This is a genomic window from Geosporobacter ferrireducens (assembly GCF_001750685.1).
Taxonomy (GTDB): Bacteria; Bacillota; Clostridia; order Peptostreptococcales; family Thermotaleaceae; genus Geosporobacter; species Geosporobacter ferrireducens.
In genome coordinates, this window is record NZ_CP017269.1 from 2,587,189 (window position 1) to 2,599,530 (window position 12,342).

The 12,342-nt window shown below is 39.3% G+C and carries 13 protein-coding genes and 1 other annotated feature; of the genes, 3 read left to right on the top strand and 10 right to left on the bottom strand.

All coding sequences use genetic code 11. The features are described 5' to 3' along the window. Nucleotides 1-82 precede the first annotated feature (82 nt). From rsmA to Gferi_RS12140, 9 genes are all read right to left on the bottom strand, one after another. Entirely contained in the window at nt 83-955 is an 873-nt protein-coding gene (rsmA, locus tag Gferi_RS12100; protein ID WP_069976838.1) for a 16S rRNA (adenine(1518)-N(6)/adenine(1519)-N(6))-dimethyltransferase RsmA, read from the bottom strand. A gap of 13 nt (nt 956-968) precedes the next feature. After that, entirely contained in the window at nt 969-1,502 is a 534-nt protein-coding gene (gene rnmV / locus Gferi_RS12105) for a ribonuclease M5 (protein WP_069981399.1), read from the bottom strand. Between the two features lie 96 nt (nt 1,503-1,598). Further along, complete coding sequence (locus Gferi_RS12110; protein ID WP_069976840.1) at nt 1,599-2,633, bottom strand: 3D domain-containing protein; 1,035 nt, start codon at nt 2,631-2,633, stop codon at nt 1,599-1,601. 420 nt (nt 2,634-3,053) lie between these two features. Next, entirely contained in the window at nt 3,054-3,821 is a 768-nt protein-coding gene (locus Gferi_RS12115; RefSeq protein WP_069976842.1) for a TatD family hydrolase, read from the bottom strand. A gap of 13 nt (nt 3,822-3,834) precedes the next feature. Beyond that, the gene (gene metG / locus Gferi_RS12120) at nt 3,835-5,805 is read right to left on the bottom strand and encodes a methionine--tRNA ligase (RefSeq protein WP_069976844.1); all 1,971 of its coding nucleotides are present in this window, start codon (nt 5,803-5,805) and stop codon (nt 3,835-3,837) included. After that, nucleotides 5,798-6,085: a hypothetical protein gene (locus Gferi_RS12125; protein WP_069976846.1), complete on the bottom strand. Its 288-nt coding sequence runs from the start codon at nt 6,083-6,085 to the stop codon at nt 5,798-5,800. The genes metG and Gferi_RS12125 overlap by 8 nt, the downstream gene beginning before the upstream one ends. A 50-nt stretch (nt 6,086-6,135) precedes the next feature. Continuing rightward, nucleotides 6,136-6,378 (bottom strand) — a binding site (T-box leader). A 264-nt stretch (nt 6,379-6,642) separates the two neighbouring features. Further along, a complete protein-coding gene (locus tag Gferi_RS12130) occupies nt 6,643-8,097 on the bottom strand; it encodes a phospholipase D family protein (protein ID WP_083273523.1) in 1,455 nt (484 codons plus the stop codon). A gap of 109 nt (nt 8,098-8,206) precedes the next feature. Further along, nucleotides 8,207-8,740 (bottom strand): spore maturation protein, encoded by a 534-nt coding sequence (locus tag Gferi_RS12135; protein WP_069976848.1) that lies wholly within the window; start codon nt 8,738-8,740, stop codon nt 8,207-8,209. A 2-nt stretch (nt 8,741-8,742) separates the two neighbouring features. Further along, on the bottom strand, nt 8,743-9,321 hold the full coding sequence (locus Gferi_RS12140) for a nucleoside recognition domain-containing protein (protein ID WP_330389669.1): 579 nt from the start codon (nt 9,319-9,321) through the stop codon (nt 8,743-8,745). A 267-nt stretch (nt 9,322-9,588) separates the two neighbouring features. Here Gferi_RS12140 and Gferi_RS12145 point away from each other — a divergent pair, with 267 nt between their 5' ends. Together Gferi_RS12145 and Gferi_RS12150 are read left to right on the top strand one after the other, a co-directional pair. Further along, a complete protein-coding gene (locus Gferi_RS12145) occupies nt 9,589-9,948 on the top strand; it encodes a YtxH domain-containing protein (RefSeq protein WP_069976850.1) in 360 nt (119 codons plus the stop codon). Between the two features lie 14 nt (nt 9,949-9,962). Further along, a complete protein-coding gene (locus tag Gferi_RS12150; protein WP_069976852.1) occupies nt 9,963-10,358 on the top strand; it encodes a DUF948 domain-containing protein in 396 nt (131 codons plus the stop codon). 32 nt (nt 10,359-10,390) lie between these two features. Here Gferi_RS12150 and Gferi_RS12155 read toward each other — a convergent pair whose 3' ends face one another. Then, complete coding sequence (locus Gferi_RS12155; protein ID WP_069976857.1) at nt 10,391-11,827, bottom strand: CCA tRNA nucleotidyltransferase; 1,437 nt, start codon at nt 11,825-11,827, stop codon at nt 10,391-10,393. A gap of 242 nt (nt 11,828-12,069) precedes the next feature. On the opposite strand from Gferi_RS12155, the gene Gferi_RS12160 reads away from it, so the two are divergent. Beyond that, entirely contained in the window at nt 12,070-12,306 is a 237-nt protein-coding gene (locus Gferi_RS12160) for an AbrB/MazE/SpoVT family DNA-binding domain-containing protein (RefSeq protein ID WP_069976864.1), read from the top strand. The last annotated feature ends 36 nt before the right edge of the window (nt 12,307-12,342 follow it).

Here is a 12,342-nt window from a genome sequence, read left to right on the forward strand (position 1 = left end):
TTCATTCAATAAAAATGGTCTTGTCCCGGAGGAGGGAGGATCTTATGAGAGGTTTATCAATAATCTCAGCTTATTTATAAGCCTATGATATAGATTTAACTTCCGCAATAGCGTCTGCCAATATCCCAAATTCTTTTATGGTAAGGGTTTCTCCCCGGCGATTTTCTTCGATCTGTGCTGCAGCCAAAGCAGTTTTCACCTGCTCTTTTGTTACTCCTAACTCACTGGAAGATAAGGCATTAAGCAATGTTTTTCGCCTTTTCCCAAAGGACGCCCGCACTACTTGAAATAATACCTCTTCATTTTTCACCTTAACTCTTGGCTCTCCCAATAATGTTAACCGAATCACCGTAGATTCTACATTCGGTTGAGGAATAAATACAGATGACGGCACGCGGGTAATAATTTGAGGTTCACAGTAATATTGCACTGCAACAGACAACGCACCATAATCTTTTGTACCTGGTTTCGCCTGCATTCTATCCGCTACCTCCTTCTGGATCATGACTACCATGTTTTTCAATGGTACCCGATCCTCCAGAAACTTCATGATAATGGGTGTCGTCACATAGTATGGCAGATTTGCAATCACCTTTACAGGTGCCCCTTCAAATTCCTTCTGAATCAACTGATGTAAATCCAGCTTTAGTACATCGGCATTAACAACAGTTACATTCTTACTTTCTCTCAGAGTCTCTGCCAGAATGGGAAGCAGACTTTTATCTATTTCCACGGCTACGACTTTTTTAGCCTGATCTGCTAAGGCTTGGGTAAGCGTTCCAATACCCGGTCCAATTTCCATAACCAGGTCTTCCTTAGTCACTTCTGCTCCATCAATAATTTTATTTAATATATTTTCATCGATTAGAAAATTTTGCCCTAAACTCTTCGAAAACTTAAATCCATATTTTCGAACAATTTCCTTCGTTTTCTTTGGTGAAATCAATCTTTCCATCTATTCCCCTACTCTACAAAAGTTTTTTTGTTACTGCTTCAAATTCTTCTCTGGTAATTCCATAATGATTTAGACGATTTAAAAACTGTTTTGCATTGGCATGTCCTATACCCAACCATTTCCCAAGTATATCCCTTCGCTCAGCTGAACGCTCAGATCCCAACAGGTCATACTGAAGCATATCAGCCTGAGAGAACTCTTGCCGCTTAGCTACCTGCTCTATTTTTGCTTTTTCCAGAGCTGCAAGAATACTATTTGGAGACGCATTTTCAATGCCGATATCATCATTCTTGATTGCTTCCTCTCTAGGCAAAAAAGCATGCTTGCATCCTTTCACCCGATTGGAAATGATCCTCCGTATTTTTTCTCCAGCGTGATCAGGATCCGTAAAAATGATAACACCCTTCCGTTGTTGTGCAAAGGCGATTCTCTTTAATGTCTCCTCTGTGAGTCCAAATCCATGAGTGATGATGATCTCCGCATCTACAGCTCTTTTAACAGCAATTGCATCGTCTCTTCCTTCTACTACAATAACTTCCTTGATCATAGTCTCTCTCATCTTCCTCCAGTTTATTTCTAAATCATTGTATCCTAGTTTCTTTACTAAAACAAGTTAGGACAGGGAAATTTTTCCCTGCCCGCCTTATTCTAAAACATATACTTCTACGTTCCTTCGGCCATACCGCTTTACATCTTGGGTATTCTCGAAGTATAAATCGATTTTGTTGCCCTTAATAGCCCCTCCTGTATCTTCCGCTATAGCAAATCCATAATCAGGCCACTTGCTGTCCAAGGATTTTATGTACAGCTTTGTTCCTAATGGTATGACTTTGGGATCTACAGCTACAACCCCTGGCCTCACCTTCGTACCGCTTTTGGTTAGACCATAATGCTTATCTCCCGGGTTTTTTCCGGTACTTTCAAAGCTTGCATCATAGGCTGTTGAAGACATCTTGATTGCGTTTCTAAATCTTACTGCACCCCTAGAAGTAGCAAGATACTGGGCAGTCCCTTTTTCAACGACTTCATTTTCTGCTGCCACTAATATCTTTTCTTCCTTTAAGATTTTAGAAACCTCTTCTCCATTTTCATAAAGTACTACATATTCTACTTGTTTTTCCCCGTTTTTACCTTTTTGAATAACATTGGCCTTTCCTTTATCCAAGCTGTCATTATGCTTGATGATGCTTTGATAAGGAATGACGACTTTCTCGGATATTCGTTTTTCTTCTATCCGGATAACCTTAATGGTATCATAAGGCATAATTACGGCTTCCATTTCAGGTTCTACCCGGTCTGATTCTCCGAGGGTAATTTCATATTCTTTTAGAATGTCTCCTATCGTTTCATATGCTGTCATAACTTCTTTTGTTTCTCCATCAACCTCGAGATTTACAGGATGTGCTCTTTTTATAGTTATAGCCATCCCATCATTCACTTTGGTATCTAGAGCCGGAAGCACTTGATCATGCTCCGTTAATTCGATTTTCCCTTTTTTCAGTACTTCCTCCACATTGGAGAACTTTGCTGCTACAACTATGTCTTTATCTCCATCTTTGATTGTAATCTCTTTTGTTAATGCACTGCTAACAGAAAAAATCCCTATTACCAACACAATCCCGAGAATAATAAGATTCTTTTTAGTAAGAAGCTTATCGATTCTCCTGTCTGTTTCCATAGGTTTTTATACCTCCCTTTCTTAATACGGGGCAATGTAATGTATTCTACACAAAAATCCGGCCTATGTCAAATTTTTGTGGGAATCCTAGGTTTTTCTAGTATTGTCATAGGTATTCGTAGTTATGCATAATTTTACCAATTATATAGGTGTATTATACCATTTTAACCGATAAACGAAAAGCCCTATTTCTCGGATGCAGTATTCACAGAATACTCTAGCAATAACCTTTATACTTTTACAAGCATTTTCTTTTTTCTTCTATAATCCGTCATATTTCCCAGGAAATATTCAAAATGTGTCAATTCTGCATCACAATTCCCTCACAATATTGTATTATATTCCATTGTTATAATTTTTATACGTAGCATATGGTATCATTAAAAAGTAAAGAGGACTGTTTTACCAGCCCTCTTTACTTTATGGAATCTTGAAAAATCTTTTAGCATTTTCAGTGGTCTTCTGCGCTACCGCTTCCAAAGATATCTTTTTAATCTCCGCGATTTTCTCCGCTACATGGTAGACATAGGCCGGTTCATTGCGCTTTCCCCTATAAGGTACGGGGGTTAAATAGGGACAATCTGTTTCAATAAATAGATGCTCTAAGGGAATTTGCTCTACCACTTCCACGGTTTTTCGGGCATTAGGGTAGGTAATCGGGCCAGCAATGGAAATCAATGCCCCAAGCTTTACATACTGTTTTGCCAACTCCGCACTGCCAGAATAACAATGCATTACTACCCCTACTTCAAAGGCTTTTTCTTCCCGCAGGGTTTTGAAAACTTCCTCATTGGCTTCCCGGTCATGGATAATGATAGGAAGATTTACCTCTCTAGCCAGTTGAATCTGATCTCTAAAAACCTGTCTTTGAACATCTCTTGGAGAATGGTCATAGTGAAAATCCAATCCGATCTCCCCAATGGCCATTACCTTTGGTTTCTTTGCTAAATCCTTCAGCAGCATTAATGTCACATCATCCATGTCCTTCGCATCATGAGGATGCACCCCTACTGCTGCGTAAACCATTTCATATTGCGCTGCTAATTCTACTGCTCTCACGGAAGAGCGAAAATCCGCTCCAGGATTCATAATATAGGCAAGTCCTTTTTCCTGAGCATTTTTTATGATTTGATCTCGATCTTGGTCAAATCGCCCATCATCTAAATGGGCATGGGAATCAAATAACATGTACTCACCCCTCTTATCTTACAGAAGCACCACTTTCAATATCTGCAGTCAGCAGATCCAGTTTTTCCCCGCTCTCAGCAGAAAGAATCATCCCTCTTGACTCTTCTCCCCGTAATACTACAGGCTTTAGATTAGCTACCACAACCACCTTTTTCCCGATCAAGTCTTCTGGTGCATAGTATTTTGCGATGCCCGATACGATTTGTCTGGTTTCTTCGCCTATTTTAATCTGGAACACCAATAATCGGTCTGCCTTTGGATGCTTTTTGCATTCCAGTACTTCCCCTACCCGAAGATCTAGTTTTGCAAAATCATCTATGGTGATCTCCGGCTTCTCCTCCAAGGGCTCTTCTGCCCCCTTTTTTTCCTCTTTTTTCTTTTCTTCCGGCTTTGGTGCCGCTTCCTGCTTCTGCTCTGTTAAGCTGTTTAAAAACTCCAATTCCTTTGCCACATCAATTCTCGGGAACAGTGCTTCTGCTTTGTGCACCTTAATACCGCCAGGCAGTTTTCCAAAATGGAAAGTATCTTCCCACGCAGTCCCTTGATGCTCATCCAATCCTAGCTGTACCCAGATTTTTTTGGTGGTCGCTTCCATGAATGGCCGGATGAGGACAGAAATGATGCGAATAGAATCGGCCAGATTATATAATACGGTGTCCAATCTCCCCTTGTTTTCCTCATCTTTTGCCAGAATCCAAGGGGCTGTTTCATCAATATACTTATTCGTCCTTCTTACCAGCTTCCAGATTTCATCTAATGCATTGCTGAAATCCAGTTTATTTATACGCTCTTCCAACTTTGTAGATACAGCGGTAGCCAGGTTCTTCAACTCTTGATCAAAATCTCCTTCAACCCGTGCCTCAGGAATAATTCCACCATTATATTTATCAATCATCGCTACGGTTCTGCTCACCAAGTTGCCTAAATCATTAGCCAAGTCCGCGTTAATTCTGTTAAGCAATACTTCATTGCTAAAAATGCCATCCTGTCCGAAGGAATATTCTCTTAGCAGGAAATATTTCAGTGCATCTACACCATATCTTTGTGTCAGTATTACCGGATCTACTACATTGCCCTTAGACTTTGACATTTTTCCGCCTTCCAACAGAATCCACCCATGACCAAAAACCTTTTTGGGTAGGGGTACATCTAATGCCATCAACATCGCCGGCCAAATGATGCTGTGGAATCGCACAATCTCCTTTGCCATTAAATGTACATCTGCAGGCCAATATCTCTGATAAAGGCCTTCTTGATCCTCTGGGTATCCCAATGCGGTAATATAATTTGATAGGGCATCAATCCAAACATAAATTACGTGCTTCTCATCAAAGGGGACAGGAATTCCCCAGCTAAATGTTGTCCTAGATACGCAAAGATCCTCTAGACCAGGCTTTAAAAAATTGTTCACCATCTCATTTCTTCTGGAAAGGGGTTCTAGAAATTCAGGATTTTCTTCAAAGTGCTTTAACAGTGCATCCTGATATTTTGATAGTCTAAAGAAATAAGCCTCTTCCTTGGTCAATTCTACCGGACGGCCACAATCTGGGCATTTCCCCTCCTGAACCTGTGTTTCTGTCCAGAAGGCTTCACAAGGGGTGCAATACCAGCCTTCATAGGCCCCCTTGTAGATATCCCCTTTGTCATAAAGTTTTTGAAAAATCTGTTGTACCCTACGCTTGTGATAGTCATCTGTTGTTCTAATGAAAATATCATAAGAAATCTCCATGGTCTCCCACAGTTTTTTAATACCATCTACAATGCCGTCAATGTATTCCTTTGGTTTCATTCCTCTTTCTTCCGCTGCACGCTGGAGCTTTTGTCCATGCTCATCTGTTCCTGTAAGAAATTTCACATCATAGCCTGTAGCGCGCTTAAATCTTGCCATAGCATCAGCAGCCACCGTCGTATAGGTGTGTCCGATATGGAGTTTACTGCTTGGATAATAAATTGGGGTAGTAATATAGTAGCTTCCTTTACTCATTTTTTTTTCTCCTCCTTCGATTTTTTATATTTTCATCTCTCAATTTTATTAATTCAAGAATTCCATTAAAAGCCATCAATAAATAACCAAATAATGTAATTCTTAGTTTACTATATTCTGGAGTTTTTATGTACTCAATGATATAGATGGAAAAAGCTTCAGGATGAAATGCAATAATCGTTGCTGCTATGGCCATATAAATCATTGAGATCAATATAAAACCCTTAAGGCATCCATATACAAATCGTAAACTTATCCCCAGCTGCTTGCCGGCTGCCAATCACATCACCTCGCTTTAATAAAAAATAAATCAAAAAATCCCGTCCCTATAAAAGGGACGAGATTGTACTCGCGCTACCACCCTAATTTATTATTATCTCACGACAATAACCTCGGTAGGTGACTTCTATCACCTTGCACACATAACGGACGCAACACCGGCATAACCTAAGCAGAAGCCTCAGCCATGCAGTTCAGGGGCCATCTTCAATAAATTTGATAGTACCAGCTTTCACCTATCCTGGCTCTCTTTTACTACCCAAATGTATTTACTATTCCCATCATTACTTTTAATAAATATCTATATATCTAATGTATTAAAATATAGGCTTTTTGTCAATAAGGTTTCTAATTTTTCCTTATCTCCCGCAGGATATATGCTATTATGTCCATTTTCCAGCAGAAAATCCCTTTATTTATAACCAACAGCTAAAGTCTTTTACATTTCAGAAAATTTTTCATACCCATTTTTTTTAAAAATATATAAAAACTGTGGATATCTATTGAGTCTTTTAAACTTTATCCACAGCTCCGAATCATTTTTCTGCTTTGCTCGCTCTAAAAAGTAGATAATCCGCTCCATTCTTGGAATCGGTAGACCACATTCTTAAAAAACTTATCCTCAGCATATTCAGAAAAATCCATAGTATACTGACCCTCCTCATTTTTCCACAACCTGTCGTAATATGCTCTGATCTCCCGGGCCAGTGTGCTATCTGTAGTTGTCTCTATTTTTAAGTTTGTTTCCAGATTATAGTCCCCTATATTCCTCCCCGTAAAGTTGGCTGAGCCTCCAATGATGATTACTTCATTCCTTTTCTCCACCATCATCATTTTTGCATGGTATTGTTCTCCATGGGTATTGTACCATCTTACTTGGATTTTCTCCTGAGATTTTTTTACCAGCTCCATAGCAGCCTGACGGTTTGGAATACCATTCTTCTCTATTCCAAATGCATCTTTATTCGCATCTAAAATAATTCGAATCTCAGCACCGCGATTTGAAGCCTTTATAAGGGCATCGATAATTTTACGTTCAGACAAATAAAACATGCCTATGGAAATCTGCTCTCCTGGCTGAGCGTGATTGATTGCATGCAATATATGCTTTCTTATTTTTCCTTCTGTAATCACTGCTGCCTGCGTATCCCCCACGACCTCTGCCTTCGTATTTACTATAAGCTCCGGAAAGTCACTCCCGGAGAACTGAGCCACTGCTCTTTCAGACTGAATTAAATCTTTAAGGATTGATCCTTCTACACGGAACCCTATATTAGAGTGATTCCCACTGGCATCATGGGGATTGGCAGACGTTACAATTGCTGCATCCTCTGTAATCAAAACCTTCCTATGGTTGGCCTTAAAATTCAGCAATTTTAAATATGCACGCAGGGTTACTTTGGGAGAATCTGGACTGAAGGGATTTCTCACCCAGCCCTTTCCTTCCGTTCCAAACCATTGCAGCAAGGCTTTCCAGATCCCGGAATATAAGGGATTAGAATTTCGCATTTTTGTAGTATCTGTAATCACTACCTCGATATCATTCTCTTTTAAGGCTTGGATCTGTTTGGATTCATAAGCTCCATAAAAATTATTAATTTCATCTGTTATAAAAACCACCTGCAATCCAGGATTTTTTTTCTTTTGCGTAATCAGTGCTTGGGTTAATTGTCCGGACAGATCAGGAAATTGATCCTTCCTATCATAATCATCGTTAAATAAAAATAGATCGGCAACAATGAACGTCTCTGCCGCTTCAATTAATTTTAGCTGTTCCTGAAAAATTGTCTGTTCCTGTAGAATTTCTCCTCCTTTTTCATAGGTTAAATCATACAAAAACGAAATATCCGATACCTGGTGTAGATCTCCTTCATAAGATGTTCCTACAGGTATTTGTGAAATAAAACCATTGAATAGAATAATGGCAAACAATAAGCTTATAAAAATTTTTTTATAAAATGATCTTTTTTTCTGTTTTGACGCTGTATCTGTTAATGTTTTTACCGTTTCCACGATTTCCTCTTCCTTTTGTTTTTTATTCAGTATACCTGATACATTCCCTTCCTGTAAAGAAGTCTTAGGTTAAATCTATCTATTTTCATTGACAGATACATCCTGTTCTCTATCCAAAAACAATGGTACAAAGGATTACAGAGGCAATGACTGCCGCTAAATGGGATACCAGCGCAGCGGATAGGGTATGTCGTGTATTTTTTACTGCAACAGCACCAAAATAAATGCCCATCGTATAAAAAATCGTTTCTGCAGAGCCCATCATGGTGGCAGCTACCCGGCCAATAAAGGAATCGGGTCCATAGTTTCGGATTAAGTCTTGTACAATCCCTAATGCGCCACTGCCCGATATAGGCCGCATCACTACCAAGGGAAGAACTTCCTTAGGAATCCCGATCAAGTTTGTCACTGGAGCCAATAGCTGGGTAAATAGATCCATGGCACCAGACTCCCGAAAAATCCCTACAGCAAAAAAAATAGCTATAAGATAGGGCATAATGCGCAAAGCTGTTTTGAAACCTTCTCCTGCCCCTTCCACAAATGCATCATAGAGATTTATCTTATACATGACTCCGTGTATTAGAATAAGTGTAATCATAGCAGGGATCATACCAATAGACAAAATACTCAAGATCTTTATCATTTCTATCGATTCCTTTCTAATATTTTACAGGACAAAATTCCCACAATGGTAGATACCGTAGTGGCTACTAAAGTAGTTCCAATGATTTCCGCAGGATTTGCTGACCCTGCATCTGCTCGTATTTTTAATACGGTAAGCGGAACCAATTGTACAGAGGACATATTGATGACAAGAAACATGCACATAGCATTGGTAGCTCGCTCTTTTCTGGCATTAAGCTGCTGCAGCTCCTCCATAGCCTTTAATCCTAAGGCTGTTGCAGAATTACCCGCGCCGAACATATTCGCCACTAGATTCATCATAATCGCACTGATCGCAGGATGGTTTGAAGGTATCTCCGGAAAAAGCAGTCTTATAATTGGTCCCATAAGTTTTCCAATTGTATCGATTAATCCGGAACGCTCTGCAATCTTCATTAATCCCAGCCATACAGACATGATCCCCGTAAGTCCAATAGCAAAAACAACCGCCTCTTGTGTATAATTGATGACTACCTGATTCACAATATCTAGCTGTCCTTTCAGCATTGCCACAAAAATTCCGATCACGATCATCACAAACCATATGATACTCAGCATCATTTTTCATCTCCTTTGGCCAGCCTTAAGACAATATATGAAGTGGGCCAAGATGTATATGACAAGTGCATTGCTGTATGTGGACTGTGGTTAAGGTCTGATGCTTGGAACTTATCGCTGACTTTTTCAAAAATTTTTTTCCTTTAAAATATTCTCTATTAAATGCTTGTTTTTATATGGTAAAATAGGGTAATAAAATTTTATATGTATTCTTTGTCCTATCGTGTCATAGGGCAATTAATAGAAAAAATAGTAGGGAGGAGAGCATCTATGAGATTGATTAGAAATCTGCAGCGCAAGAAAAAAATGGAAGAGCGAAAGAAAGTGGCCAAAGGCTTGGCCATGGGTACACTGGTAGGAGGCCTTTTAGGCAGTGCCGCAGGTGTGCTGTTGGCACCGGACTCAGGAAAGAATACACGGAAGAAAATTCAAGAAGGTGCTACAGATGTAAAAAGCAACGTGCAAAAAAATATTGATGAAGCAAAAAACAATATCGGCAGTACATTGACAGATAGAAAAACAAAGATTCAAGAAGCTGTACAGAAACTCCGTACCATAGGTAAATCGAGCCAAGAAGAAGCAGCTATAGCTGAAGAACAGACCATGCCAGAAGAGGAAAATAAAGAATAATGGAGTGAATGCCAATGGATGCAACCATTAGAGTCGGAGATTTAGCTACCCTGCTATTGGGGGGTGCCCTGCTGGTTTTAATTACATATGGAATCTTCTTATTAAAAAATCTCAACGATACCCTGAAGGTCATTCGAAAGATTGTAGAGGACAATCGTTCCAATATCGATGAAATACTGGATAAAGTGCCTGGAATTGCTACAAATATTGAAAGTATCAGCAGTGACCTTTCCCACGATGTCCGTGCAGTACAGGGTACCATTGATCAGATTGTAGGTACTACGGAAGCTGCTGCAGGTGCGTTGTCAGAAAACACAGATATCCTCTCCATCCTTGTGGGTTTTGTTCAAGTCATCAATATTTTCCGCGATTTTATCAGCGGTTTTCGCAGAAAAAGAAAATGGTTCTAAATAAATAATTGACAAAAAGCAGCCGAAAAAATTTATTCCGGCTGCTTTAGTATTTCATCCATAATATATTGTAATGCTCTTTCCCTCTCTGGTGGTATCTTGCCAAAGAAAATACCCTTTCGAACAGCTTCCAAAAGCGCTCCAATTTGTTCATCATCTTTTAGGGAAAATCTTGACTTGATATCATTTCCATTTAATATATTGGACAGATCTGCAATATCCTTAAATCGTGTAAGATAATTGTTTGCCAGATATTCAATGTGTACCTTATACATACCCATCTCCTCATGAGGATGCAACAGCTTTCGGGTAGCAATAATATCCGCCAAAGAAATCAACAATATATCCAGGGTATCTTCACCAAAATTTTTAAACAACCCGTATACAGCACTTCCGCTCACATCATTCTCTTTATATAAGGTAAGCGGCCACATATGCTCCTTTACCATTTTGCACAAAAATTGCTTTTCCTTGCTGCTCAGCTTCAATCGATCCGAAATGTCTGCCATAATTTCCATTCCGGTAATCTCATGACCTCTGAAGCGTACCCTTCCTGTCTCATCCACCCATCGGGCACTGGGTTTTCCAATATCATGAAATAGTGCAGCCAGCTTAATCAGCTGCAGTCGGGTGTGCCCTCCACCCAGAATCTGGCGCGTATGCTCCTCATAAGCTCTCTTTAAGTGGTTTTCAAAGTATCCATCAGCATAGATGATGCTTTCTACCACATTTAATGTGTACAAAGAATGCGTCCATGAATCCACCACATGATATTTGCACTGGCCTACATCCTTCATAGGCTCAATCTCTGGAAAAACTTTATTCAATAGATTTAAATATTTATCCATGATATTAAAATAATAGTGGGTACGGCTGCATTTCAACAGGTGGAAGAGCTCATAGGCAATTCGTTCTACAGCCGCTTCTTGTAACCTGTCACTATTTTCCTTAATTAAACAGACCGTATGATCCTCTAAGTCAAAATCAAACTCTGCCATAAATCGAACAGCCCGCATCATGCGAATAGGATCTTCTTGGAAACCTATATTTGATATCGCTCTTATCTGCTTTTTCTTGATGTCTTCTATACCTCCGAAGGGATCTATGATTTGATCCAGATCAAAGGTGCCATTCAAGCTTATCTTACATGCGAGCGCATTCATTGTAAAATCTCTTTTAGCTAGATCGTCATAGATATCCTTTCCTTTGCTTTCCATAATATCCACCGTGAGTTGTTTATCCTTAAATACGACTCTTGCTGTGCCATGGTCTTTATCCAATAAGATGAAGCTTCCTCCATTTTCCTGGGCAAATCTTTTGGCGATGGAGACCGCATCCTTTTCAACAACCAAATCAATATCATTACTCTCCCGCCCCATTAAATGGTCCCGCAAGGTGCCTCCAACAATATAAATATCTGACCCTGTATAACTCCTAATAAGCTGTATACAGGACTTTAACGTATCCATGGTTTTCACTCCTTGAAATTGAAATGGAAAAACCTTTCATCTATCATAAACATTTTGTATTTTATTGTCAATCCTATCCACATCTCTTCATCATCCCATTTTCATTATATTACCCGAAATATCGATGAACAAAAATATTATTTTCTGAACTGCACATAATCCTATTGACTTTTATTGGTAGATTTGGTACGATTTAAATAAGAAAAACTTGTCGAATATTGTAAAATAAAGGAGGATTATGTATGAAGTCTACTGGTATTGTAAGAAAAGTTGACGAACTCGGAAGAGTCGTTATTCCTATAGAATTAAGGCGTACTTTAAATATAGGAGAAAAAGATGCTTTAGAAATCTATGTGGATACAGAGCACATCATTCTGAAGAAATATGAGCCTGCTTGCATCTTCTGCGGCCAGGCAAAGGATGTTAAGAATTTTAAGGGAAAAAATATTTGCCCTGCCTGTATCTCTGAAATAAAATAATACGGCCATCATAGAAAATGCTTGAGGATACTCTCA

What these genes read in the sequence shown, in the direction of transcription:
- rsmA (WP_069976838.1), bottom strand. Translation starts at nt 955, where the DNA reads ATGGAAAGATTGATTTCACCAAAGAAAACGAAGGAAATTGTTCGAAAA.
- metG (WP_069976844.1), bottom strand. Translation starts at nt 5,805, where the DNA reads ATGAGTAAAGGAAGCTACTATATTACTACCCCAATTTATTATCCAAGC.
- Gferi_RS12115 (WP_069976842.1), bottom strand. Translation starts at nt 3,821, where the DNA reads ATGTTATTTGATTCCCATGCCCATTTAGATGATGGGCGATTTGACCAA.
- Gferi_RS12140 (WP_330389669.1), bottom strand. Translation starts at nt 9,321, where the DNA reads ATGATGCTGAGTATCATATGGTTTGTGATGATCGTGATCGGAATTTTT.
- Gferi_RS12145 (WP_069976850.1), top strand. Translation starts at nt 9,589, where the DNA reads ATGAGATTGATTAGAAATCTGCAGCGCAAGAAAAAAATGGAAGAGCGA.
- Gferi_RS12155 (WP_069976857.1), bottom strand. Translation starts at nt 11,827, where the DNA reads ATGGATACGTTAAAGTCCTGTATACAGCTTATTAGGAGTTATACAGGG.
- Gferi_RS12160 (WP_069976864.1), top strand. Translation starts at nt 12,070, where the DNA reads ATGAAGTCTACTGGTATTGTAAGAAAAGTTGACGAACTCGGAAGAGTC.
- Gferi_RS12135 (WP_069976848.1), bottom strand. Translation starts at nt 8,740, where the DNA reads ATGATAAAGATCTTGAGTATTTTGTCTATTGGTATGATCCCTGCTATG.
- Gferi_RS12110 (WP_069976840.1), bottom strand. Translation starts at nt 2,633, where the DNA reads ATGGAAACAGACAGGAGAATCGATAAGCTTCTTACTAAAAAGAATCTT.
- rnmV (WP_069981399.1), bottom strand. Translation starts at nt 1,502, where the DNA reads ATGATCAAGGAAGTTATTGTAGTAGAAGGAAGAGACGATGCAATTGCT.
- Gferi_RS12150 (WP_069976852.1), top strand. Translation starts at nt 9,963, where the DNA reads ATGGATGCAACCATTAGAGTCGGAGATTTAGCTACCCTGCTATTGGGG.